The sequence below is a fragment of the Massilia sp. DJPM01 genome (assembly GCF_030348125.1).
Classification (GTDB): domain Bacteria; phylum Pseudomonadota; class Gammaproteobacteria; order Burkholderiales; family Burkholderiaceae_D; genus Telluria_A; species Telluria_A frigida.
In genome coordinates this window covers 57,151-82,797 of record NZ_JAQOZV010000024.1, presented here as the reverse complement: position 1 = coordinate 82,797, position 25,647 = coordinate 57,151, and the positions used below count along the sequence as shown (strand labels likewise).

Sequence of the window (25,647 nt, the reverse complement as noted above, 5' to 3'; positions counted from 1 at the left end):
CATGCCTACTGTATTGATCATTGACGACAACGCCGCCGTCGCCATCGCCCTCGATGTCCTGTTTTCGCTGCACGACATCGGTGCGCTGCGCGCCACCTCGCCCGAAGAAGGCCTGGCCATCCTGGACCGTACCAGCGTGGACCTGGTCATCCAGGACATGAACTTTTCCGCCGACACCACCTCGGGCGAGGAAGGCACGGCGCTGTTCCGCGAAATCCGCAAGCGCCACCCCGACCTGCCGGTGATCCTGCTGACCGCCTGGACCCATCTGGACGCGGCGGTCGACCTGGTCAAGTCGGGCGCGGCCGACTATCTGTCCAAGCCATGGAACGACAACCGCCTGATTGCGACGGTGACCAACCTGATCGAACTGGGACAGGCCAACCGCTCCTTGCAGCAGCGCGTGCAGCACGAACGGCGCGCCCGGCGCGACCTGGAACAGGGTTTCGATTTGCGCGGCATGGTATGGCAGGACGCGGCCACGGAACGCATTCTGCACCTGGCCTGCCAGGTGGCGCGGTCCGACGTGCCGGTGCTGATCAGCGGCCCGAATGGCACCGGCAAGGAACGCATCGCCGAGATCATCCAGGCCAATTCGCTGGTAGCGCGCGGGCCGTTCGTCGTGCTCAATTGCGGCGCCCTGCCGGCCGAATTGATCGAGGCCGAACTGTTCGGCGCCGAAGCGGGCGCCTACACTGGCGCTTCGCGCGCGCGTGAAGGCAAGTTCGAAGCGGCCGATGGCGGTACCCTGTTTTTGGATGAAATCGGCAACCTGCCGCTGGCCGGCCAGATGAAGCTCTTGCGCGTACTCGAAACGGGGCGCTTCGAGCGCCTGGGATCGAACCGCGAACGGCAGGTGAAAGTGCGCGTAATCAGCGCCACCAACGCCGACCTGGGCGCGATGATCCGCGCCGGCACCTTCCGCGAAGACCTGTTCTACCGCCTCAACGTGATCGAACTGCGCCTGCCGCCCCTGGCGGCGCGCACGGCCGACATTTTGCCGCTGGCGGCCGCTTTTCTCGCGCGCGGCAAGAGCCTGCACCACTGCGCCCAGGCCGCGCTGCTGGCGCACGCCTGGCCGGGTAATGTGCGCGAACTCAAAAACGTGATGGCGCGCGCCAGCCTGCTGGCGGCCGGGGACGTCATCAAGGCCACCGATCTTGGCCTGCCGCTGACGCTGGCGGTAAGCGCTGGCATCGAGGTGGAGCCGGACCGCGACGCCATTGTCGGTGCCATGACGCGTGCCAACGGCGTGGTGGCGCAGGCGGCGGCCGACCTGGGGCTGTCGCGCCAGGCGCTGTACCGGCGCATGGAACGCCTCGGGATCGCGCGCTAGGAATGCGCATGCATACCTCGCTGCGCCTGTCGCTCGTCACGCGCTGGACCGCCCTGGTGGGCACCCTGCTGGCCCTGGGCATCCTCATCGCGCTGGGGCTGGACTACCTGCTGCCGGGGCGTGCGCTACTGGTGCTGGCCCTGTCGCTGATATGCGTGGTGCCGATCGCGGTCATTACCATGCGCGCCCAGATCGCCCCGATCCTGTCGCTGTTTCGCGCGCTCGAAGGCACGGTCACCAGCTACAAGGATGGCGATTTTTCGTTCAGCCTGCACTGGCCCCAGAACGATGAACTGGCCGACCTGGTGGCGGCCCACAACGCGCTCGGCAATGTGCTGCGCGAACAGCGCCTGGCGCTGGTGCAGCGCGAACTGCTGCTCGATACCATGGTCCAGAACACCCCGGTGGCCATGCTGCTCGTCGGTGAAGGCGCGGAGAACACGGGAGCGATCGTGTACGCCAACCTGTCGGCGCGCCAGATGCTGGGCGACGGCCGCAAGCTCGAAGGCCATCGCCTGTCCGAGATCCTCAGCCAGGCCTCGCCCGCGCTGGTCGATGCGCTGGCGCGCGGCGGCGACGGCCTGTTCACGGCCGGCGACGGCGAAGATGAAGAGGTATATCACCTGGCGCGCCGCAGCTTCAGCCTCAATGGCCGCAAGCACGAACTGCTGCTGCTACGCCAGCTGACCCACGAACTGCGGCGCCAGGAAGTGCAGACCTGGAAAAAAGTCATCCGCGTGATCAGCCACGAACTGAATAATTCGCTGGCGCCCCTGACCTCCCTGGCCCATTCCGGCGCGGAGCTGGTGCGGCGCGGCCAGACCGGGCGCCTGCCGCAAATCCTGGAAACCATCGAAGAGCGCACGCGCCACCTGGAGAGCTTCATCCTCGGCTACGCGCGCTTCGCCAAGCTGCCGTCGCCGCGCGTCGAAGAGTGCCCGTGGCCCGCCTTTGTCAGCCAGCTGGCATCGCAGGTGGCCGTGACGGTGGCCGGGTCGCTGCCGCCGGAGCCAGCCAGGTTCGACCCGGGCCAGATGGAACAGGCTTTGCTCAACCTGCTCAAGAATGCCCATGAATCGGGCTCGCCGGCCACCGACGTGACGCTGCAAGTGGGCCTGGCGCCGGGCGTGCTGCGGATCGAGGTGATGGACCGCGGCCAGGGCATGAACGACGCCGTGCTGACCAATGCGCTGGTGCCGTTCTACTCCACCAAGCGCAGTGGCACCGGCCTGGGACTGGCGCTGGCGCGCGAAATCGCCGAAGCGCACGGCGGGCGCATCACGCTCGGCAACCGCGACGGCGGCGGCCTGACGGTGACCCTGATCCTGCCGGCCTAAGCGGCCGGAATGGTAAGATCGGCTTCCATTTCCTTCCCCGCCAGCGATGTCCAACACCACAGCTTCCACCCGCTTCGACGCACCCGGCCACCCGCCGGCCACCATCACCGAATTCAAGGGCGTGCGCTTCCTGCACCTGGGCACCTCGTGGGTGCAGGGCGCCATGCGCCTGGCCAAGCCGGACAACATCGAGCTTGAATACGTGCAGATGATGATGATGTGGATGCTCTTCCTCGACCATCCGAAGCACATCGTCCAACTGGGCCTGGGCAGCGCGGCGCTGACCAAATTCAGTTACCAGCGTTTTCCGGCCGCGCGCGTGACGGTGGCCGAACTCAATCCCAACGTGATCGACATCTGCCACGCGCATTTCGGCCTGCCGCCGAACGATGCGCGCCTCGACGTGCGCCAGATGGATGCGATGGATTTCGTGCTCGATGCGGCCAACCACGGCACGGTCGACGTGCTCCAGGTGGACCTGTACGACGAGGAGGCGCGCGGGCCGGTGCTCGACTCGCCCGAGTTCTACCAGGCTTGCATGGATTGCCTGTCCGACGACGGCATCATGACCACCAATGTATTTGGCGACTTTTCGAACTACGACAAGAACCTGCAGAACATGGAACTGGTGTTCGACGCCGTGGTGTGGCTGCCCGAAGTGCATGACGCGAACATCGTCGTGGTGGCGTTCAAGCGCGCGCCGTCGATCGATTTCAGTGTGTTGTACGAGCGCGCGGGGGCCATCAAGAAGAGCATGAACCTGCCCGCCAAGAACTGGGTGGCCGGTTTGAAGGGCTGGATGCAGGACCAACAGGAATAAGCATATAACGGCTGCGCATAAGTGATGCGCGCGCGCGGGGTACGTAGTCGAGATTACAGCGTTTTATGAATCGAAGCACGCAATATTGCTGCCATTGCACGGATTTACAACACTCTGTCATGACTCGTTGCGCGTCCCAAAACTCGTCAGGTAGTATCGTTTCACATTGGCTGGCCCCACGAGGGTGTGTCCAGTGAATTCCCGAAAAATGAAAAGAAACGAGACATCTACATGACGAATTACCCAGGCAGCCCTCACCTCAAACGCACCTTGCTCGCATCGGCCCTCCTGCTCGCGCTCAATAGCACCTACGCGCAGCAAGGCACCGCCCCCGCCGCCCGCAGTGGCGAGGACACCCCCGCTTCCGTCGTGATCCTCGGTTCACGCTCGACCGCCAAGACCTCGCTCGATACCGCCGCGCCGGTTGGCCTGATCAACATCAAGGACATGCAGACCGCCGGTCCGCTGGAACTGGGCAAGCTGCTGCAAACGCTGGACCCATCGTTCAACTTCTCGTCGACGTTCATCAGCGACGGCACCGACATCATCCGCCCTGCGACCCTGCGCGGTCTCGGCCCCGACCAGCTGCTGGTGCTCGTGAACGGCAAGCGCCGCCACCAGCAGGCGCTGGTCAATGTGCAGCAAACCGTCGGACGCGGCTCGGCCGGTACCGACATCAACGCCATTCCGCTGTCGGCCATCCACCACATCGAAGTGCTGCGCGATGGCGCGGCCGCCCAATACGGCTCCGATGCGATCGCCGGCGTGATCAACATCGTCCTCAAGACCCAGACCAACGAAACGCAATTGAGCAGCAGCGTCGGCACCACCTCCGAAGGCGACGGCGACCTGATCTCCGGCAGCGCCAACAAGGGTTTCAAGCTGGGTGAAAACGGTTACCTGAACCTGTCGGTCGAAGGCCGCCGCCGCAACGAAACCAACCGCGCCGGCCCCGACACCGCGCGGGTCGACCCGCCGCGCGTGACCCAGCGCATCGGCGACAGCCTGGCGAAAGATGCCTACCTGTGGTGGAATGCGGCGCTGCCGATCGACGACAGCAGCGAAATCTACTCCTTCGGCGGCGTCTCCAAGCGCACCGGCGACTCGGCGGGCTTTTTCCGCTCGCCGGGCGACGGCCGCACCGTGCCTGCCGTGTACCCGAACGGCTATCTGCCGAACATCCTGACGACGGTGAAAGACGTCTCGTTCGCGGTCGGCTACAAGCGCGAGCTGGCCAACGACTGGAAGTTCGACGTGAGCGTGAACCACGGCCGCAGCGAACTCGGTTTCCATGAACGCAATTCGATCAACGTCAGCTACTGGTACGAGCCGAAACCGGGTGGCGGCATCTATGCCGAATCGCCGCTGGAAGCCGATACCGGCAAGCTGAAATTCAACCAGACCACCTTCAACGCCGACATTCGCGGCCCGATCAAGTTTGGCGACCGCACCGTGCAGCTGGCGACCGGTTTCGAGTACCGCAGCGACAACTACGCCATTGAAGCGGGCGACCCGGTGTCGTACCAGTACGGCCGCACCAACAACCCGGCCATCAAGATCTTCGACCAGGTCGGCGGCATCGCAGCGTCGGGCGCGCAAGGCTTCCCTGGCTACACCCCGGGCACCGAAGTTGACCAGGGCCGTCACAACATCGCCATGTATCTCGATGCGGAACACAACATCACCGAGAAGCTGCTGGTCGCCGCCGCGGTGCGCTTTGAAAAGTACTCTGACTTCGGCAACACCACCACCGGCAAATTGAGCATGCGCTACGATCCGTCGCGCCAGTTCGGCATGCGCGGCAGCGTGTCGACCGGTTTCCGCGCACCGAGCGTGCAGCAGAAGTTCTACAGCTCCGTGTCGACCAACCTCAATTCGGCCGGCGTGCTGACCGAAACGCTGACCGCGCGCGAAGGCAGCCCGGTCACGCGTGCCTTCGGCATCTCCCCGCTCAAGGAAGAGACCTCGAAGAGCGCCAGCATCGGCATGATCGTGCGCCCGATGCCCAACTTCTCGGTGACCGCCGACTTGTACCGCATCGACATCGACGACCGCATCGTCTTCTCGAGCAATATCGCACCGGAATCGGGCGCCTGCGTGCCGGCGTCCAAGTGCCCGATCAAGTCGATCCTCGATCCGCTCAAGGTCGGCCAGGCCCAGTTCTTCACCAATGCGATCGACACCACCACGGATGGCCTGGACATGGTGGCCGAGCACACCACCAAGTGGAGCGGCTCGACCCTGGTATTGTCCGGCCAGATGAGCTTCAGCAAGACCGAAGTCAAGGCCCGCAAATCGCAGTCGCCCGTGCTGACCGGCGCCCAGTTGTTCGACGACGCGCAAGTGACCCTGATCGAGCGCGGCCAGCCGCGCAAGAAGCACGTGCTCGCGGCCGACTACACCACCGGCCCATGGAACGTGAACACCCGCGCCAACTACTACGGCGCCGTGCAGGGCCAGGGCTTTACCGCCCCGTACATCCAGACCTGGGAAGCGAAGTGGCTGGTCGACATGTCGCTGCGCTATGCCTTCACCAAGAAGATCAGCGCATCGATCGGCGTGAACAACCTGTTCGACACCTACCCGACCGAGTGGGACAAGACCAAGGCCGCACCGTTCCCGCAACTGGGCTTCACCCATTGCTGGGAAACCTGCCCGATCGGCATCAACGGCCGCCAGATGTACGCGAAGCTTGACTGGGCTTTCTAAGCTTTTCAACGTCGCATGACGAGGCCACGCCGGCGACGGCGTGGCCTTTTTTCATTCAGCGCCTATGCCGGCACGTGAATGCGCGCCTTGATGTGCTTGAGGTTGACGATCATCGTGAAGATCATCACGACCAGCAAAGACCACGAACTCCACTTCCCGACATGCACCATCGACCACGCGCCAAGCTGGTTGGGGTACTTCCAGATACCGAAAAAGGTGCTGATGTTTTCGGCGAGCCAGATGAAAAAACCGATCAGCACAAAGGCCAGCAGCAAGGGCATGCGGCGCTCGACGTCAAGCGGCCGAAAGATGACGGTCGACCTGGCATACAGCCCGAGCGCGCACGCCGCCACATACCAGCGATAGTCGCCGATGTAGTGGTGCGTGAAAAAATTGACGTAGATGAGGAGCGCGATCACCACGCCCATCCAGTGCGGCGGGTGATGGATCACCCGCAAATCGAACAAACGCCATGCCTGGATGATGTAGCTGCCGACGGCCGCATACATGAATCCCACAAACAGCGGCACGCCGAACAGCTTCGTGTACGCAGGGTCCGGGTAGGACCACGACTGGATGCTGCCCGAGGTCTTGAACACTTCCAGCGCAAAGCCGACCACGTGAAACAAGGTGATCGCCTTGAGTTCATCACGCGTCTCCAGCCTGGCCCACATCATCCAGCCCTGGATGGCAAGCGCGACGACCAGCAGCACGTCGTAACGCGGGATGCCCCACAGGCCGGCGCGCGGCACCGAAAACACCGCCGCAAAGAACAGGCCCACGAACAGGCAGGCGCGCGCTTCCTTCATGCCGAAGTAAAGGAATTCCCCCCCAAAGCGGGACAGGCCGCTAAGTCCGGGCCGGGGATGGAATGCCAGCAGTTGCGCGTCGACAGCGCTTGGGCGCAACGAAAACAGCCGGGACAGGATATGGGCGGCCATACGAATAAAGAGCTCCAGGGTGACGAAAGTGAAGGCGGGATTGCGAGGCTGGCAACGGCATCTTAACCCAAGCCGACGCCCCACCGGCCGGGCGCTAGCGCCGCTCGCGCCACCACAGCAGCAGCATCGCCGCCGTGAACAGCAGCGCAAACGGCCATGCCGGCACTGGCACGGTGCCCGCCGCCGCCGGCACCGGCGTGCGCGCCGCATACCGCGCGGTGGCGTCGCGCCGCTGCGCCTGTTGCCACAGGGGCCAGTCGTCCTTGGCGTACACATACAGCTTGCCGGCCTGCGGCTTGGCGCCGCCGCTGTGCATCGCCAGCCAGCCGGCCTTGTGCGGCCATACGGCCACGCAGGAGGCGTCGGCCTTGTCCGGGCGGCGCTGCCAGGCGAGCGTTTGTTTGAGTTCGGGGAAGGCGACCTCGCCCTGCACGCCGAACGCGCACACTTCCAGCCGCCGGCCGGGCAGCGGCATCTCCCGCGGGTCGAGCCAGGCTACGTCCTGCGGCCGCTCGACGCCGGCGCGGTCGAGCACCCCCTGCCACCACAGCCCGAGCGCCTGCGGCTCGCTGATCGCGTAGCGGTGCCAGTCGGCGACGCCAAGCCAGACGATGCGGCCCTTTTCCCACGGCCGCGTCCAGATCCTGTCGCCCGCCGCGCTCCACGGGCCAGGTGCCGGCGCCGGATTGAGCGGCGCCGACGCCAGCGCCAGCGGCGTGCCGGAAGGCCGGGAGTCGGCCTGTTCCCTCAGTTCCAGCTGCACAGCGCGTGCCCACACCTGCCTGTCCTGCGCGTTCGCCGCCAGGATCACCAGCGGCGTGCCCGCAGCAACCTGGGCCAGCAAGGCCGCGCGCGCGCCGTCGCCCAGATGCTCGACGTGCGCGGCGTCAGCCACCAGCAGATTGGGTTGGGTAAGCGTAGCCGCCGGGCTTTCACTGCGCGTGACGGTCTTGCCCAGGGTGACCTGCCAGTCCAGCGCCGCATGGCTGTCGACCAGCAGGTCATTGAGCGCGCGCGCATCGAACGACGGTGCGCCGAAGCGCCCCATCACCTGCAGCGGCACCGGCGCCGACACCGAAAACGGCACCGGCCCCTGCGCCATCAGCTTGCCGCTGCCATCGAGCACGCGCGCACTGAGCACCAGCGTCTCGGCCACCGGCGGCAGCCACTGCACCGTCAGCGCCGCGCCGTTGCCGGCGATATCGGCGATCACCTGCTTGTTTTCGGCCAGCAGTTGCAGGCGCCAGCTGGACGCCTGGCTGCGGCGCACAGTCAGCGCGAACATGCGCCCGAGCGCCAGTTCGCGCGGAAAATCCAGGTGCAGCACGTCACTCGCAGGCGCCTCCCACAACAGCGGCCGCGCCGGCAGGTCGTGCCACTGCGCGGCGCTCAGGCCATCGCCGCTGAGCCTCACGGCCGCCGCTTCGTTCAGGTCGATGGCCTCGGCCTCCGAATCGATCGACAGCGTTCCAGCCGCCCCGGCCGGCATCGGAAAGTCGCCGACAATCACACCCAGCGCCACCGCAGCGACCAAGATCAGCAGCGCCTCGGCCCACTGGCGCCGCCACAGGTAGACGGCGGCGCTGCCGATCCCCATCAGGAAAATCAGGCCGGCAGCGATCATCGGTGAGCTCCGTTGCGCAAGGCGCGGGTGAAGGGGGTTTGCGGGGCGGCCTTTGCCTGCAACAGTACCGGTGCCTGGGTGATGGCGCCGCGCAGCCAGGCGCGCAGTACCTGGCGGCAGGCGGTGCAGCCATCGGCCACGTCCTGCACGGCGCGCTGCGCTTCGAGGCGCTGTGCTTTGTTGGCGATGCGTTCGCGAATCCATGCGTGCGCGTCGCGGCTCCACAGGGCCGGCAAGGCGCCATCGCCATCGAGCGCTTCGATCAGGCGCCGCACCTCGGCGGGAATCGGCACGGCAGGGGCGCCCTGTTCGCGGCGGTAGCTTTTGGCGCCGACAACGTCGCCGGTCATGCGGATTTCTTCCTTGAGCGCGGGCGGCACGAAGGCGGTCTTGTGCAGGTAGATGCGGTCGGCTTGCTGCAACTGCTTGATCGCTTCCAGCGCTTTGTGTTCGGGCGCCAGCGCGGTCGCCGGCGTGATCGCGCGCAGGGCCTTTTCGGCGTCCCACATGGCGCTCAGGGCGCGCCGCAGGACCTTTTTGGTCGACTCGTCGAACAGGGTCGCGTTTTCGGCCTGGTCGTGCATGTGGCCGAATTCGGCGATCACGTCGTGCTTCTCGTCCTTGTCGTGATGCTCCTCGCCGCCGAACAGGGTCGACTCCTCGCCGAGGAACTGGCCGTAACGGCGCCGCAACTGGGCCTGGTCGTCGGCAATGGCCTCGCTGCGCGAGCGCACGGTGGCCGGGTTCATGCCGGGCGCCGCTTTGAGGTCGGCCAGCAGCTGTTCGGTGTCGATGATGATCTGGCGCTGGCTGCGCAGGTTTTCGGGCTTGACCAGCATCGGCTGCGCCGACGACTCGTCGCTCTCTTCCACCGGCCCGGGCAGGCGCAGGGTGTAGGTGGGCGAGACGGTGGTGTGCGCTCGCTCGGCATTGTCGGCCGCGCGCACAAAAAAATACAGATCGTCGCCGGGCTCCATGCCCAGCTCCGCCAGCGTCCATTGCTTGTGCCAGGTGCGCGTGCGCGGATCGATCGACTCGGGCAGCGGCAGTTCGCGGTCGCTGAAGCGGATGTTCTCGCCGCTGCCGCGCGCCAGCGTCAGGTGCAAGGTGGCGCGCCGCACCTGGTAATCGTCGCGCACCGCCAGCGTGATGGTGGCGCTGGCGGCATCGCGCGCAAGCGTGTGGATCATCTCGCGCGGCGCGGACATGGTGACCTCGGGCGCCTGGTCGGCAATCACGCGCAGCTTGTAGCGTGCGCCACGCCAGCGCCAGAATACCGACTCAGTCGCATTCCAGCGCGCGCAGGCGCGGCCAATCGCGAGCGACTGGCCATCGCTCAGTTCAATCGGCGTGTCCACCGGTTGCGGAGCGCGCAGGCACCATTCGACAACGCTATGCTCGGGCACCAGCAACTCGCGCGGCACGCCAACCGACATGGCCACGCCCGTGTATTTGGGCGGCGTCACGCGCACGGTGATTTCGCTGGTCTGCTTCGCAATCAGGGCCTTGACTTCACGCGGCGTGGGCGGAATGGCCTGCACCTGGCGCCATGCGAACAGGGCCAGTGCCGCGCACACGCTCGCCGCGAGCCAGCGTACGTCGAAGCGCACGCGCTCCCTGGCGATGGCCGCCAGCACTTTGTCGGTGAGCGTGGTGGCAATGCGCGCCAGCAGGCGCCGGCGCTGGAGCTGGCCGATGGCGCTGGTGGCCCCCGCCAGCAGCGCACTGCTGTCTTCCAGCGCAGGCACGGTGGCATCGATCCAGCTGCTCCAGTCGCGCCGCACGCGCGCGCGCAAGCGCCGGCAATCCCATACCGCCCACGCGCTACAGAGCGCGATGCCGGGGAACGACAGCAGCAGCACCCATGGCAGGATCACCGCGATCCACAGCGGCGTGCGCCGGCGCGTGGCGGCGAACTGCAGCTGGTCGATGATGTCAGCGTCGGCTTGCATGGGCCAGTATCCGTTCCACCGCAAACAAGCCAAGCAGGATCAGCGTCAGCAAATAGTGCAAGGCGCCGCTGGACTGGCCCGGCGTGGCCGACGACGTGGGTGCGATCAGTTGCGAAGGCATTGTGTAAGGCACGGGTGCGTAATGCAGGCGCTGCCAGCTCTCGAACAGCTGGCGCGCGGCATCCGGGCCTGCCGGCGGCCACGCGTTCGACGCCCAGACGCGCCCGCGCGCGCTGTCGGCATAACGGATGCCGTCGGCCTGCGCCGGCTTTTTCAGTTCCGGGAAGGAGGCCTCGTCCCCGGCCCACCAGAGCGGCGCGTGCAGGCTTGCGGGCGGCGCCTGCGGCACATCCCAGACCACCAGTTCGGCCGTGCCGTCAGGTGCTTCGTCAACCTTGTAGCGGCGCGGGCCATCGAGCGCGGCGAACATGGCGCGCCATTGCGCCGCGCGTTTGCTGACAATGACCACGCGCTGCCCGGTGGCCGCGAACGGCGGCGCCTTGCTGCGCACCTCGATCCGGTGGCGCGAGCGTGGCGGCATGGCGGGCATCGGCACGTTGCCGAGCACCAGCAAACGCGAATCGGGCCGCCATTCGCGCTCGTGGCGCGCCAGCCAGGCGAACGGATCGCCCGCCGGCACCGCGATCCAGCTGGCGTCATACAAGCCGGCTTGCTTGATCTGGCGCTCGGCCCAGACGCTGTCGGTACCGGCAAGTATCAGCACCGCGTCGCGGCGCCACGGCAGCACCAGGTCGGCCAGCCACGCAATCACGGCGACGATCAGCAGGCAGCGTACCAGCAGCAGCAAGCGCTCGGTCCAGCGCCACACGCGCAGTTGCTGCGGATCGGCGCGCGGCAGGAAGCGCGCCGTGGCCAGCGGCTCCTGGCGGATGCGCTGGCGCCGCTGGCGATGCCACAGCACCGGCAGCGCCAACAGGGCCAATCCCAGCCACCACAGGGCGTTCATGCGGGTCCGCCCTGGCGCAACCACGCGCGCAGCACGGCGGGCAGCGCTTGCTCGATGCACGCGGCCAGCGCCGGGATATCGTTGCGGCGGCACTGCGCCAGCATGCGGGCGAAGTGTTCGTCGCGGTTCTTGCGGTACACGCCGACCGTGTCGGGCGTGAAGCGGAATACGCCGTCGGCGTTTTCGGGATCGCGGTACGTGGTCTCCGGCGCAAAGCTCGCGTCGCACTCGGCGCGGGTTTGCAGGCAAAGCAGACGCACGTCGTGGCGCATGCGGCGCAGGCGCAGCAGCGCCTCGGCCTGGCCGGACGGCCAGTCGAGAAAGTCGCTGGCGGCGAACACCAGGCTGGGTGCGCGCACGAACGGCATGCTGGCGCGCAGGGTTTCGCTGTCTGGCAGGGCACCGCCGGCTTGCGCGCGCTTCAATTGCGCCAGCACGCGCTGCATCTGGCGCGGGCCGCGCGCGGCGGGTGTGAACTGCACGCGCTCCCCGCTGCAGATGACCAGGCCGAAGGCGTCGCCCTGGCGCTGGGCGATGGCGGCGATGCAGGCCAGGATGGTGCGCGCGTACCACAGCTTGTCGAGCCCCGCAACGCCGCTGCGGCTCGGTTCCGCCATCGATGCGGTGGCGTCGAGCCAGAGCCAGACGGCCACGTGGCTGTCGCGCTCCGCTTCGCGTACGTAGTAGCGGTCGGCGCGCGCCAGCAGCTTCCAATCGACGCGGCGCCATTCGTCACCGGGAGCGTAGGCGCGGTATTCGGAAAATTCGACACCGGCGCCGCGCTCGCGGCCCGCATGGATGCCGTGACCGAGCCCCGCCAGCACATGGCGGATGATCAGGTTCAGGTCATTGGTGTGCGCCAGCAGCGCGGACGTCGACAGCATGCGATGGCTAATCCTTGTCGGCCTTGATCTCGGCGCGCAGGGCGAGCAGGATGTCGGCAATCGCCACGCCGTCGGCCTCGGCCTCGAAGTTGCGCAGCACGCGGTGCGCCAGCACCGGCAGCAGCATCGCGCCGATGTCGTCGCGCGTGACGGCCAGGCGGTTGTGCATCAGCGCGCGCGCCTTGGAGGCCAGCACCAGCGCCTGCCCGGCGCGCGGACCGGCGCCCCAGCCGACGTGCTTGATGACGGCGGCCACGTGGCTCTCTTGCGGGCGCGTGGCGCGCACCAGGCGCGTGGCATAGCGCAGCAGGTGTTCGCCGATTTCGATGTCGCGCACCAGCTTTTGCAGGCGCAGCAAACTGTCCAGGTCCATCACCTGCGGCGCGTCGGCCAGGCCCGCGTGGGTGGTGCGCGAGACCATCATCATCTCTTCATCTTCGGTCGGATAACCGACGTCGATGCGCAGCAGGAAGCGGTCGAGCTGCGCTTCCGGCAGCGGATAGGTGCCGGCCTGCTCGATCGGATTCTGTGTGGCCAGCACAAAGAATGGCTTCGGCAGGCTGTGGGTGACGCCGCCAAATGTCACCGCGCGCTCCTGCATCGCTTCGAGCAGGGCGGACTGGGTCTTGGGCGGCGCGCGGTTGATTTCGTCGGCCAGCAGCACCTGGGTGAACACCGGGCCAGGCTGGAAACGGAACAGGCGCTGGCGGGTGGTCTGGTTTTCTTCCAGGATTTCGGTGCCGACGATATCGGACGGCATCAGGTCGGGCGTGAACTGCACGCGCCGGAACTGCAGGTCGGTGGCCTGGGCCAGCGACTTGACCAGCAAGGTCTTGCCCAGCCCCGGCACGCCCTCCACCAGCGCGTGGCCGCCGGCCAGCAGGCAGATGACGAGCGACTCGATCACCTGGTCCTGGCCCACGATCACGCTCGACATGCTCGCCTTGAGCGCGCCGATTTTTGCCGTCAAATCGGCGATGTCTTTTTCGTTCCACGCTTGCGCATCATGTTCCTGCACTATCAGGCTCCCAAAGCATACTGAATAATATTGACCGCAAAGCGGGTGTTGTCGACGACCAGCCAGCGCTTGTTGCGGAAGTCGTAATCCCACTCGCAGCCATAGTCCTTGTTCGAATACAGCACCCGCACGCGCCCGTTGATGTCGATCGCCTTGAGGTAATCGTGAACCAGGTCGTCGCCCCAGCCATTGAGCTCATTGCCCGTGTTGGGCGGGCCGTCGAACTGGAAGAAGCTCGAATACACCGGGTGCGTGTTGGGGATCTTTTTCAACGCCCTGGGGCCGAAAATGCGTGCCAGTTCCGCCTCGAAGGACTTGGCGAACAGGCCATCGATGTCGTGGTTGCAGTCGTCCACGAACACAAAACCGCCGCCGCGCACGTAGCGCTCGAAATTCTTGCGCTCGGCGGGCGTGAACTGCACCAGTTTGTGCCCGGCCAGGTAGCAGAAGGGCGATTCGAGCATCTTCGCATCCGACAGCGGGATCACGCGCTCCACCGGATCGACGCGCAGCGTGGTGTACTCCACCAGCGAATTGAGCACGTTGCTGGGCATGCGGATGTCCACGTCCCAGTCGCCCGACTCGTACATCAGGCGCGTGAAGTAGAAATCGTAGCTGCGCATCGGCCTTGCCTACACCGCGTCCGACAGCGACGTGAAGTTGAAGTCGCGGATCTTCATCGGCGGGATCACCATCTGGAAGTTCACTTCATCGCCGCCGATGATCTGCGGCTTGCCCAGTTCATCGAGGTTGTTAAGCATCGACACCGGACTTTCGTTGAACCGGAAGTTCTTGACCGGATGCTTGATCTTGCCGTTTTCGACGTAGAAGGTGCCGTCGCGCGTGAGCCCCGTCAGCAGCAGCGATTGCGGATCGACCTCGCGGATATACCAGGTGCGGGTGACGACAATGCCCTTCTTGGTCGAGGCGATCATTTCGTCGAGCGATTTGGTGCCCCCCGCCATGATCATATTGCCATGGCGGCCGCTCGCCCTGACCTTTTGCTTGCTGGCCCAGAACAGCGAGTAATCGAGCGAGACGATCTTGCCGTTCCTGATGATGTCGGTGCGCTCGCGCGGCAGCATCGAGACCGTGTCCCACGGGCGCACCGGCACGTCCTTGTCCCACGGGTCGGCCCAGATGTTGACCTGCTCGTCGAACAGCTTCTCGCCCAGGCGGTTGCCGCCGCCTTTTTTCGACAGGAAGCTGCGGCCTTCGTCGGCGCGGCGCGCATCGAACGCGCCGAACATGCGCCCGATCAGTTCCGACGTGGCGGCCGGCTCCAGGATCACCGTGTAGCGGCCCGGCTCGAGGGCCTTGGCGTCGACCGAACGCAGCGCCTTTTCGATGGCCACGTTGGAGGCTTCGCGGGCGTCGAAATTGCGCACGTCGTTGGCCGAGCGGGTCACCCATCCCGAACCGCGTCCGTCTTCCGTGCGGGCGGTGCAGGTGAAGCTGACGTTGGTGTATTCGTGGTGGCCGAACACGCCGTTCGAGTTGGCGATGGTTTCGAAACCCGTGTTATCGACGAAGAAGCCGGCTGTCACCAGCTTGTTCTTGCGCCCCGCCAGGATGCTGTGCGAGGCCACGTCGGCGCGGAAGTCCGGGTCGATGGCCGCGGTCTCGCGGGCAAAGGCGTTCGAATCCTTGTATTGCTGCTTGCCGACCGCCGCCATGAATTCGGGATTCTCGGGCGCCAGGCGGGCCACGTCTTCGGCGCGGCGCACGGCTTTTTCGAGCGATTTGTCGTCGAACTCATTGATCGAGGCGGTGCCCTGGCGCTTGCCGAAAGCGACGCTGACGGTCAGCTGCATGTTTTCGTTCAGGCCCGCGGTCGACACGCTGTTCTGCGCATAGCGGATATTGCCGGTGCGGGCGCCGTTGATCACCACGCGGCATTCGTCGGCCTTGGAAAATCCGAGCACGCGGTCGCAGATGCGCTTTGCTTCTTCCTGGTTCAGCTGTTTCATTACGCGTTTTCCTTAGCCGATTTTGCGGGCGGTGTTGATGACGTTGATGCCATTGAAGCGGGTGGTGCTTGATCCGTGCGATACCGCGCTGACCTGGCTGGGCTGCCCTTTGCCGTCGAAGAAGGAGCCGCCCATGCGCCAGTCGCGCTGGTCGCAGATGGCGCTGCACGCGTTCCAGAATTCCTGGGTGTTCGACTGGTAGGCCACGTCTTCCAGAGGGCCGGTGATCTTGCCGTTCCTGATCTCGAAGTACAGCTGGCCGCCAAACTGGAAGTTGTAGCGCTGCTGGTCGATCGAATACGAGCCGCGTCCGAGGATGTAGATGCCCTTCTTGACGTCCTTGACCATCTCGTCGGGGCTCAAGCGCTCCTTGCCGGCGGCGAGCGAGATGTTGGGCATGCGCTGGAATTGCACGCTGTTCCAGCTGTCCGCGTACGAGCAGCCGTGCGACTCTTTCTCGCCGATGATGTGGGCCTGGTCGCGCGTGGCCTGGTAGTTCACCAGCACGCCATCCTTGATGATGTCCCAGCGCTTGGCCGGCACGCCTTCATCGTCGTAGCCGACCGCGCCGAGCGAACCCGGTTCGTTCTTGTCGGCGATGAAGTTGACGCGGTCGGCGCCGAACTTGAATTTCCTGGTCCGCCATTTGTCGAGCGTGGCGAAGCTGGTGCCGGCGTAGTTGGCTTCGTAGCCGAGCACGCGGTCCAGTTCCGTCGGATGGCCGACCGACTCGTGGATGGTCAGGAACAGGTGTTCCGGCGAGAGCACCAGGTCGTACTTGCCCGGTTCGACGGTCTTGGCGGAGAGTTTTTCGCGTGCCTGGCGGCCGGCGGCGCGCGCGTCTTCCACGATGTCGTACGACTTGGTGTAGAGCGTGGCGACGCCGCCGGCGGCCTGGATTTTGTCGGCCGGGCGGGCATCGAAGTATTCGTAGCCCATGCCGGCCGGCGCGGCCAGGCTGTCGCGCGTGCGGAACCTGTTGCTGGCCTTGTCGACGGCGGTGGCGGTCAAAGGTGCCCACAGGCGGTGGATGTCCTGGTCGATGTAGGAGCCGTCGGTGGAGGCGAAGTATTTTTGCTGGTTGACCTGGAACAGGGTCGAGGTCATGAAGCTGGCGCCGGCGTCCAGGCCCGCCTTGTTGGCCGCGATCAGCATGTCGGCCTTGTCCTTGATGGGCACCGTGCGCCAGTCGCGCGTGAACGGCGTGGCCCACGCCACGTCGCCCACGCCCTTGAGCGGCGCCATGCGCAGCGGCTCGCTTTGCAGTTTGCTGTTGGCGCGCGCAATCGCCACGGCCTGGCGCGCGGCGCCGGCGATGCTGTCGAGCGAGATGTCGTTGGTCGAGGCGAAGCCGTAGGCGCCGTTGGCGATCACGCGCACACCCACGCCGGACGATTCGGTGTTGACGATGTTCTCCACGCTCAGGTCGCGCGTGGTGATGAACTGGTTCAGGTAGCGGCCGATGCGCACGTCGCAGTAGCTCGCACCGGCCTTGGTGGCGGCGTTCATCGCGGCGTCGGCCAGCGACTTTTTGAACGCGATGGCGACCGGGTTCATTAATTCTTCAGCCGCGATGGCGTTGCCGAAGACGGGAACCAGGATGGCGCCCGCGGCGCCGCTGCTGATCTTGAGAAAGGTGCGTCGTTCCACTATGTACTCCTGCTTGCGCCCCGTCGTTCCCGCGCCAAGGCGGCACTCGGCGGGAAGTCGTTTCTGGCAGTGCCAGGAACGACGAAGGTGACGGTTAAACCGCGTCCGACAAGGACGTGAAGTTGAAATCCCTGACCTTCATCGGCGGAATCAGCATCGAATACGGCACTTCATCGCCCGCGATCACCTGCGGCTTGCCGATTGCCTCGATATTGTTCAACATCGTCACCGGGCTTTCATTGAAGCGGAAATTCTTGATCGGATGCTTGATCTTGCCATTCTCGATGTAGAACGTACCATCGCGCGTCAACCCGGTCAGCAGCACCGACTGCGGATCCACCTCGCGGATGTACCAGGTACGCGTGACCAGCACGCCCTTCTTGGTACCGGCGATCAGCTCCGCGGTCGATTGATTGGTCCCGCCCATGATCATATTCCCGGGCGCGCCAATGGCGCGCACGCCTTTCCTGTTCGCCCAGAACAGCGAATAATCGAGCGCCGACACTTTGCCATCCTTGATCATGTTCATGCGCTCGCGCGCCAGCATGTTCGTTGCATCCCATGGCATCACCGGCACATCCTTGTCCCACGGGTCCGACCAGATATTGACCTGCGCATCGAACAGCTTGTCGCCCAGGCGCGTGCCGCCGCCCTTCTTCGACAAAAAGCTGCGGCCCTCGTCGGCCTGGCGCGCGTCGAAACCACCCAGCATGAAACCGATCAGGTCCGACGTGGCGGCCGGCTCCAGGATCACCGTGTAGCGGCCAGGCTCCAGGGCCTTGGCCTCGACCGAACGCAGGGCTTTTTCGATCGCCACATCGGACGCCTCACGCGCATCGAAGCGCGCCACGTCGGTAGCCGAGCGCTTGACCCAGCCCGACCCGCGCCCGTCTTCGGTACGCACGGTGCAGGTGAAGTCGATACTGGTCTCTTCCTGGTGCCCGAACACGCCATTCGAATTGGCGACGGTCTGGAACGAGTGGTTGTCGGTGAAGAAGCCGGCGCAAACCAGTTTGTTCTTGCGGCTAGCCTCGATGCTGTAGGCCGCGGTCTGGGCGCGGAACTCCGGATCGATGGCGGCGGTGGCGCGGCTGAACGTCTCCGACGCCTTGTACGCCTGCTTCGACACGGCCGCCATGAACTCCGGGTTTTCCGGCGCCAGGCGCGCCAGGTCCTCGGCGCGGCGCACGACTTTTTCGAGCGACTTGTCGTCGAATTCGTTGATAGTGGCGGTGCCCTGGCGCTTGCCGTATGCGACCTGCACCACCAGCGAGGCGTCATCCACCAGCCCAGCGGTGGACACGTTGTTGCGCGCATAGCGGATATTCCCGGTGCGCCCGCCCGTCACGTGCACGGTACATTCGTCGGCCTTGGTGAGCGACATGATGCGGTCGATGATGCGCTTGCTTTCTTCTTGAGTCAGAACTTTCATATGCGGTCCCCTGGCTTAGCCGATCTTGCGTGCGGTATTGATGACGTTGATGCCGTTAAAGCGCGCCGTGCTCGACCCGTGCGACACCGTGCTGACCTGGCTAGGCTGGCCTTTGCCGTCGAAGAAGGAGCCACCCATGCGCCAGTCGCTCTCGTCGCAGATGGCGCCGCAGGCATTCCAGAATTCCTGGGTGTTCGACTGGTAGGCCACGTCTTCCAGCGGCGCACCGATCTTGCCGTTGTTGATTTCGTAGAACAGCTGGCCGCCGAACTGGAAGTTGTAGCGCTGCTGGTCGATCGAGAACGAGCCCGCGCCAACGATATAGATGCCCTTCTTGACGTCCTTGACCATCTGGTCGGGCGTGAGCTTGGCTTTCCCCGACTGCAGCGAAATATTGGGCATGCGCTGGAACTGCACGCTGCTCCAGCTGTCGGCGTAGGAGCAGCCGTGCGACTCCTTTTCGCCGATGATGTGGGCCTGGTCGCGCGTGGCCTGGTAGTTGACCAGGATGCCGTCCTTGATGATGTCCCAGCGCTTGCACGCCACGCCTTCGTCGTCGTAGCCGACCGCGCCCAGCGAGCCTTGCGTGACCTTGTCGGCCACGATGTTGACGCGCTCGGAGCCGTACTTGAATTTTTTGGTTTCCCACTTGTCGAGCGTGGCGAAGCTGGTGCCGGCGAAATTGGCCTCGTAACCCAGCACGCGATCGAGTTCGGTCGGGTGGCCCACCGATTCATGGATCGTCAGCCACAGGTGCTCGGGCGAGAGCACCAGGTCGTATTTACCCGGCGCGACCGACTTGGCGGTCAGCTTTTCCTTGGCCTGGCGTCCGCAGGCGCGCGCGTCTTCGATCAGGTCATACGAATTCTTGTACAGGGTGCACACGCCGCCGGCGGCCTTGATCTTGTCATCAAAGCGCGCATCCAGGTATTCGTAGCCCATGCCGACCGGCGTGGACAAGCCCTGGCGCGAGCGGAATTTGTTGGTGGCCTTGTCGACGGCGGTGGCGAACACCGGCATCCACATGCGGTGCACGTCCTGGTCGATGTAGGAGCCGTCGGTCGAAGCGTAGTATTTTTGCTGGTTCACCTGGAACATCAGCGACTGCATGAAGCTCGCGCCGCCGTCCATGCCGGCCTTGTTGGCGGCGATCAGCAGCTCGGCTTTTTCCTTGATGGGGACCGTGCGCCAATCCTTCTTGATCGGGGTGGCCCAAGCCACTTCGCCCACGCCCTTGACGCTTGCCAGGCGCACCGGTTCGGATTGCAGCTTGGCGTTGGCCTTGGCGATGGCGACCGCCTGGCGCGCGGCGCCGGCCACCGCGTCGGGCGACATGTCGGAGGTCGCGGCGAAGCCGTAGGCGCCGTTGCACAGCACGCGCACGCCCACGCCGGCCGATTCGGTATTGGTCACGCTTTCGACATTCAGGTCACGCGTGGTGATGAACTGGTTCAGGTAGCGGCCGATGCGCACGTCGCAATAGCTGGCGCCGGCGCCGGTGGCGGCATTGAGGGCGATGTCCGCCAGGGTTTTCTTGAACTTTGCCGCGAGGGGATTGAGTAATTCTTCAGCGGCGATGGCGTTGCCGAAAACCGGCACCAGCATCGTGCCCAATGCAAGGCCGCTGATATTGAGAAAAGCACGTCGTTCCATAGTATCTCCTAACACTCACCACGAAGGTAGCGGCTCGCAGGACTGAGCGCCCGCTCTTGTTTTACCGCTCACTGAACCATCTCAACTACTGATATGAATGAAAAAATCAGAAAGAACCATACCAGCAAAATGGCCAAAAGAATACGCAAAGATTGTGCCACTGGCTAAGTCCTTGATTCGGGAATCCGGGAGTGTCCGGCGGACGGTGTCCGCACTGTCCGAAGCAGTGTCCGCACGCTGTGGCGGACAGTATGTACATATGAGATTCGGCTTGACCTTCAAGCGCGCATACTCGATCATCGCGCTAGCCGGCGATGCCGTATCGCCCGCCGCAGCTTTCCCCCGCAGTACACACCAATACCGGAGACGAAAACACATGAAACGACTGATCCTGGCCACGATGCTGGCCGCCGGCATGGCCGGCGCGGCCCACGCCGATGACGCCCTCAAGGCGGCCATCGCCAACAAGGACCGCACTCCTGCCAACGTCGCGCGCGACGGCGCCCGTCATCCATACGAAACGCTGGCTTTCTTCGGCATCAAGCCGAGCATGACCGTGGTCGAGCTGTCGCCGGGCGGCGGCTGGTACACCGAGATCCTGGCGCCCTACCTGCGCGAGAAGGGCAAGCTGATCGCGGCCGGCGAGTCGCCGACGTCGGCCAAGGAAGGCGCGCGCAAGTACGCCGCCAACCTGACCAAGAAGTTGGAATCGAATCCGGCCATGTTCGACAAGGTCCAGCGCGGCGTGTTTGAAGTACCGACCGCGTACGACTTCGCCAAGCCGGGCAGCGTGGACATGGTGGTCACCTTCCGCAATATCCACAACTGGACCGGCAATGGCGACGACAAGGTCAAGGAAGTGTTCAAGAAGGTGTACGACAGCCTGAAACCGGGCGGCGTGTTCGGCGTGGTCGATCACCGCGCGCCGGCCGGCAAGGCGGTCGACGGCAGCAACGGCTATCTGCAGGAAGCGTACGTGATCAAGATGGTCGAAAGCGCCGGCTTCAAGCTGGCCGCCAAGTCGGAAGTCAATGCCAATCCGAAGGACAAGGCCGACCACAAGAATGGCGTATGGGCGCTGCCGCCGGTACTGGCCAACAAGGATGTCGACCGCGAGAAGTACCTGGCGATCGGCGAGAGCGACCGCATGACGCTCAAGTTCGTCAAGCCTTGACAGGTGACCACGGCTCCGCAAGGGGCCGTTTTTTTGTCTGCCGCTTCGCCTCCTGGGCGCTGGAGCGGCGCGCCATGCGCGTGTATGATTGACGCTCATCGCTCCCTCCCCCAACAAGAAATTACCCAATGAACATATCGCGTATCGCCGTTGCCGCTGCACTTGCCGTGGCAAGCCTGCTGGCCCATGCCGCCCAAGACGCCACCAGCACCGCGTCGCCGGCCGCGCCGGTGGCCGCCATTCCCGCCAATCTGGAAAACTCGGTCGTCAAGGTGTTTGCCACGCTGCGCCGTCCCGATCCGTACAAGCCGTGGACCAAGGCCTCGCCGCTCGAGGTGACCGGCTCCGGCGTCGTCATCGACGGCAAGCGCATTCTGACCAACGCCCATGTGGTCGGCTATGCCAGCCAGGTCCAGGTGCAGGCCAGCCAGGCCGGCGGCAAGGTGTCGGCCACGGTGGTGGCGGTCGCGCGCGGGATCGACCTGGCCATCCTCAAGCTCGACGACGAATCGTTCTTCGACACCCACGCGCCGGTCGCGCGCGCCAGCGTGCTGCCGGAGGTGCGCGACCAGGTATTCGCCTACGGTTACCCGACCGGCGGCACCTCGCTGTCGATCACCAAGGGCATCATCTCGCGCATCGAATTCGCCAACTACAGCATGGGCACCACCGGCCTGCGCATCCAGGTAGATGCCGCCATCAACCCTGGCAACAGCGGCGGCCCGGCCATCGCCAACGACAAGATGGTGGGCCTGGCCTTCGGCGGCGCCGCCAACACGCAGAACATCGGCTACATCATCCCGAACGAGGAAGTGGACCTGTTCCTGCGCGATGTCGCCGACGGCAAGTATGAAGGCAAGCCATCGCTGACGGACGAAGTGCAGACGCTGGAAAACCCGGTCCTGCGCGAATTCCTCAAGCTCGGCAAAGATGTCGTCGGCGCCGTGGTGCAGCGCCCCAACCAGAACGACGCCGCCTATCCGCTCAAGGAATGGGACGTGATTACCCATATCGGCGATACGCCGATCGATAACCAGGGCATGGTCAAGCTGGGCACCAATCTGCGCGTGCGCTTCCAGTACCGCGTGCAGCAGGTGACGAAAGATGGCGCGGTGCCGCTGACGATTGTCCGCGCCGGCAAGAGCATGAACGTCAAGGTGCCGGCCGTGGGCGGGCGCAAGCTGCTCATTCCCGACTTGAACAACGGCTACCCGTCGTACTTCATCTATGGCCCGATCGTCTTCTCGCGCGCCAGCACCGACTTCCTGGCCTTCCTCAACTCAAACGTGACCAACATGGCGGCGGCCAGCTACATGGCCAACCCGCTGGTGACGCGCCGCGGCGAGCCGCCAACGCCGGAGCGCCAGGAACTGGTGGTGGTCAGCTCGCCCTTCTTCCCGCATAAATCGGTGGCCGGCTACTCCAACCGTTTCGGCTCGGTGATCTACTCGGTCAACAAGGTTCCCGTGCGCAGCCTGGCCCACATGGTGCAGCTGCTGCGCGACGCAAAGGATGAGCTGATCGTGCTGCACTTCGACCAGCGTGGCGGCGAAAACATCGTCGTGCGACGCAAGGAGATGATCGACGCCACCGAAGGCATCCTGTCCGATAACGGCATCCGCCTGCAGGGCAGCCAGGACATGATGGATGTCTGGAACCGCAAGTAAATCGTCGTTCATCCGCCGCTGAGCGGGATGCATTGCAAATGATAATGATTCTTGTTATCATCTGACACCCGCCAGCAAGTGTTCCTTCCCGACGCACCCGCGTCGCCAGGTCCGAGAGCCAGCCTGACACTCTCCGACCCGGACCACCATGACCACTTCGACCCCGATGCCGGCACGCGCTCCTGCGCGCCGGCCCGCTGCCGCACCACTGCGCCGTGTTCTCGGCACCACCCTCAATGCCACGCTGCTGGCCGTGATCGGCACCAGCGCGGCGCATGCGCAAAGCCTGCGCGAGCCGCAGCAGTTGTCCGGCATCGTCGTCACGCCCGCGCGGGACAAGGCGCCCGCTGCGCTGCAAGGCAGCGTGGCTGTCATCAGCGCCGCTGAACTGACGCGCCGCAACGCCGGCGACATGAGCGCCATCGCGCGCTACGAGCCGCTGGTGGCAGTACCGGCGGCGTTCAGCGGCAGCGGCAGCGTGTGGGACGGGGCGGGCAACACCGGCTTCAATATCCGCGGCGTCGAAGGCAACCGGGTCAGCCTGGACATCGACGGCATCGCCCTGCCCGACGCCGCGCCCAAGCCGGACGGCACCGCCATGAACACTTTCGGCATCGGGCGCGATTACTTCGACCCGGCCATGTTCCGCGAAGTGCGCATCGGCTCCGGTACCGGCGCGGCGGCGGCCGGCACGCCGGGCCTGGCCGGCAGCGTCGCCTTTGTCACCAAGGCGCCGGGCGACTATCTGAGCGACGACAAGCGCAGCTACCTGGCGTATGCGCTCGGCTACAGCGATGCCAACAAGAGCCGCTCGCACAGCCTGACCGGGGCGGCGCGCATGGGCGCACTCGATGCGCTGGCCGTCGCCGTGCACCGCAGCGGCAAGGAGACCGGCAACAAGGGCAGCGTAGCGGCCAATCCCGACGACTGGGACTCGAACGCGCTGCTGGCCAAATTCCAGTGGAGCCCAGGCAAGGGCCAGCGCATCGGCCTGACCCTGGACGGCTATGAACGCGACAACACGCGCAGCTACGTCAACAAGACCGGCGGCGCCTATCCGGACGGCGTGCTGCAGGATTCGCACACCAAACGCACCCGGGTCAGCCTGGAACACCGCGTCACGGGCGCGACGGGCGGCCTGTTCGACACGCTGGAGAGCCGCATCCACGTGCAGGACGCCAGCGTCGACGACCGCACCCGCGCGCGCTACATCAGCGGCAACCAGCCCTACCTGCGCAACATCGATACCGGCTACTTCAACAAGAGCGCCGGTGCGGCGGCGGACGCCACCCTGAAACTGGGCGAGTCGCTCGGCCTGGCCTACGGCGCCGCCTACGAACAGTCCGAAACGCGCCGTCCGTGGCTGGAAGACCGCACCGTCATCGCCAGCGGCGCGCACCAGATCCTGATGAAAAACCGCATGGCCGACATGGACAGCGACAAGGCCAGCGCCTACCTGCGCGGCGAATTCGGTTTCGCGCTGGGCGGCTACGCGGCCATGCTCACGCCCGGCCTGCGCTTTGAGTACCGCAAGCTCACGCCAAAAAACCTGGCCGGCTACCTGGTCGCCGTGCCTGCGGCGGCCGGCGAAATCAAGACCGAGAGCGACGCCTACGCCACCCCCAGCCTGAACCTGTCGGTCGCCCTGAGCTCGGACCTGTCCGTGTATGCGCGCCTCAATCGCGGCGCGCGCCTGCCGACGGCGGCCGAACGCACCGGCACCTACGACTCGTTCAGCTACACCGGATCGGGGGTCGGCTACGCGGTTCTCGGCAACCCGAACCTGAAAAAGGAAACCAGCCAGGCCTTCGAGGCGGGCCTGAAAAGCAGCCCGGCCAAGGGCATGCAGCTGAGCGCATCGGTATTCCGCACCGAGTACAAGAACTTCATCGACTACGTGACGCAGGCACCGGATCCGGTGAACTACCCGACCATCACGCGTGGCCTGTACCGCCCGCAAAACAATGGCAGCGCACGCACCTGGGGCGGCGAAGCCTCGCTGCGCGCGGAACTGGGCACTTGGTCGGCACCGCTGGCTGGCTACAGCATCGCGGCGGCGGCCGGCGTCTCGCACGGCAAGGCGCGCGACAGCAGCACCGGCAAGCAAGGCGAACTGGCCTCCACCCTGCCACGCAAGGCCAGCGCCACCTTCGCCTACGACGCGCCGAACGATGGGTACGGCGTCTCGCTGAGCGCCGTCGCCAGCGCCGGCAAGCAGCCGGCGTCGGACAGCGTCGGCGACACCAGCGCGCCGCGCTTTCGCATCGCCGGCGCCACCGTGGCCGACTTGGTCGCGTACTGGAACATCGGCAAGCACGTCAAGCTCCATGTCGGCATCTACAACCTGGGCGACAAGCGCTATTGGGACTACGCGACCTCGCGCTCGCTGGCCGCCGGCCTTGATGCCGCCACGCTGGCCGACATCGAACGCCAGGCGCGTCCCGGCCGCAATGCGGCAGCCATGTTGACGTTCCAGTACTAACCCCTATTTTTTTCACCACCCAGGAGACTCC

Annotated in this window: 18 protein-coding genes; 7 read left to right on the top strand and 11 right to left on the bottom strand. The window is 65.3% G+C overall.

Annotation, left to right across the window (positions count from 1 at the left end; genetic code table 11):
• Position 1: 1 nt before the first annotated feature.
• The 4 genes from PO883_RS16870 to PO883_RS16855 all read left to right on the top strand — a co-directional run bounded on the left by PO883_RS16870 (position 2) and on the right by PO883_RS16855 (position 6,202).
• Complete coding sequence (locus tag PO883_RS16870) at positions 2 to 1,336, top strand: sigma-54 dependent transcriptional regulator (RefSeq protein ID WP_167083975.1); 1,335 nt, start codon at positions 2 to 4, stop codon at positions 1,334 to 1,336.
• An 8-nt stretch (positions 1,337 to 1,344) separates the two neighbouring features.
• A complete protein-coding gene (locus PO883_RS16865) occupies positions 1,345 to 2,673 on the top strand; it encodes a PAS domain-containing sensor histidine kinase (protein WP_289310802.1) in 1,329 nt (442 codons plus the stop codon).
• Positions 2,674 to 2,719: 46 nt separating this feature from the next.
• A complete protein-coding gene (locus PO883_RS16860) occupies positions 2,720 to 3,493 on the top strand; it encodes a spermidine synthase (protein WP_289310801.1) in 774 nt (257 codons plus the stop codon).
• A gap of 231 nt (positions 3,494 to 3,724) precedes the next feature.
• A complete protein-coding gene (locus tag PO883_RS16855) occupies positions 3,725 to 6,202 on the top strand; it encodes a TonB-dependent siderophore receptor (protein WP_289310800.1) in 2,478 nt (825 codons plus the stop codon).
• Positions 6,203 to 6,264: 62 nt separating this feature from the next.
• Here PO883_RS16855 and PO883_RS16850 read toward each other — a convergent pair whose 3' ends face one another.
• The 11 genes from PO883_RS16850 to PO883_RS16800 all read right to left on the bottom strand — a co-directional run bounded on the left by PO883_RS16850 (position 6,265) and on the right by PO883_RS16800 (position 20,293).
• On the bottom strand, positions 6,265 to 7,143 hold the full coding sequence (locus PO883_RS16850; protein ID WP_289310799.1) for a DUF817 domain-containing protein: 879 nt from the start codon (positions 7,141 to 7,143) through the stop codon (positions 6,265 to 6,267).
• A 94-nt stretch (positions 7,144 to 7,237) separates the two neighbouring features.
• Complete coding sequence (locus PO883_RS16845) at positions 7,238 to 8,767, bottom strand: hypothetical protein (protein WP_289310798.1); 1,530 nt, start codon at positions 8,765 to 8,767, stop codon at positions 7,238 to 7,240.
• A complete protein-coding gene (locus PO883_RS16840; protein ID WP_289310797.1) occupies positions 8,764 to 10,719 on the bottom strand; it encodes a DUF4175 family protein in 1,956 nt (651 codons plus the stop codon). Before PO883_RS16840 ends, PO883_RS16845 begins: the two co-directional genes overlap by 4 nt.
• Complete coding sequence (locus PO883_RS16835; RefSeq protein WP_289310796.1) at positions 10,703 to 11,686, bottom strand: BatA domain-containing protein; 984 nt, start codon at positions 11,684 to 11,686, stop codon at positions 10,703 to 10,705. Before PO883_RS16835 ends, PO883_RS16840 begins: the two co-directional genes overlap by 17 nt.
• On the bottom strand, positions 11,683 to 12,570 hold the full coding sequence (locus tag PO883_RS16830; RefSeq protein ID WP_289310795.1) for a DUF58 domain-containing protein: 888 nt from the start codon (positions 12,568 to 12,570) through the stop codon (positions 11,683 to 11,685). Before PO883_RS16830 ends, PO883_RS16835 begins: the two co-directional genes overlap by 4 nt.
• A 7-nt stretch (positions 12,571 to 12,577) precedes the next feature.
• Positions 12,578 to 13,588 (bottom strand): MoxR family ATPase, encoded by a 1,011-nt coding sequence (locus PO883_RS16825; RefSeq protein ID WP_289310794.1) that lies wholly within the window; start codon positions 13,586 to 13,588, stop codon positions 12,578 to 12,580.
• A gap of 2 nt (positions 13,589 to 13,590) precedes the next feature.
• The gene (locus PO883_RS16820) at positions 13,591 to 14,211 is read right to left on the bottom strand and encodes a DUF4159 domain-containing protein (RefSeq protein WP_289310793.1); all 621 of its coding nucleotides are present in this window, start codon (positions 14,209 to 14,211) and stop codon (positions 13,591 to 13,593) included.
• Positions 14,212 to 14,220: 9 nt separating this feature from the next.
• Entirely contained in the window at positions 14,221 to 15,558 is a 1,338-nt protein-coding gene (locus tag PO883_RS16815) for a TldD/PmbA family protein (protein ID WP_289310792.1), read from the bottom strand.
• A 12-nt stretch (positions 15,559 to 15,570) separates the two neighbouring features.
• On the bottom strand, positions 15,571 to 17,208 hold the full coding sequence (locus PO883_RS16810; RefSeq protein WP_289310791.1) for a TldD/PmbA family protein: 1,638 nt from the start codon (positions 17,206 to 17,208) through the stop codon (positions 15,571 to 15,573).
• Positions 17,209 to 17,302: 94 nt separating this feature from the next.
• Complete coding sequence (locus PO883_RS16805; RefSeq protein WP_289310790.1) at positions 17,303 to 18,640, bottom strand: TldD/PmbA family protein; 1,338 nt, start codon at positions 18,638 to 18,640, stop codon at positions 17,303 to 17,305.
• A 15-nt stretch (positions 18,641 to 18,655) separates the two neighbouring features.
• On the bottom strand, positions 18,656 to 20,293 hold the full coding sequence (locus tag PO883_RS16800) for a TldD/PmbA family protein (protein ID WP_289310789.1): 1,638 nt from the start codon (positions 20,291 to 20,293) through the stop codon (positions 18,656 to 18,658).
• A 376-nt stretch (positions 20,294 to 20,669) separates the two neighbouring features.
• On the opposite strand from PO883_RS16800, the gene PO883_RS16795 reads away from it, so the two are divergent.
• The 3 genes from PO883_RS16795 to PO883_RS16785 all read left to right on the top strand — a co-directional run bounded on the left by PO883_RS16795 (position 20,670) and on the right by PO883_RS16785 (position 25,616).
• Positions 20,670 to 21,467, top strand: a complete 798-nt coding sequence (locus PO883_RS16795) for a class I SAM-dependent methyltransferase (RefSeq protein WP_289310788.1) — start codon at positions 20,670 to 20,672, stop codon at positions 21,465 to 21,467.
• 128 nt (positions 21,468 to 21,595) lie between these two features.
• Entirely contained in the window at positions 21,596 to 23,134 is a 1,539-nt protein-coding gene (locus tag PO883_RS16790) for a S1C family serine protease (protein ID WP_289310787.1), read from the top strand.
• Positions 23,135 to 23,282: 148 nt separating this feature from the next.
• On the top strand, positions 23,283 to 25,616 hold the full coding sequence (locus PO883_RS16785) for a TonB-dependent receptor domain-containing protein (protein ID WP_289310786.1): 2,334 nt from the start codon (positions 23,283 to 23,285) through the stop codon (positions 25,614 to 25,616).
• The last annotated feature ends 31 nt before the right edge of the window (positions 25,617 to 25,647 follow it).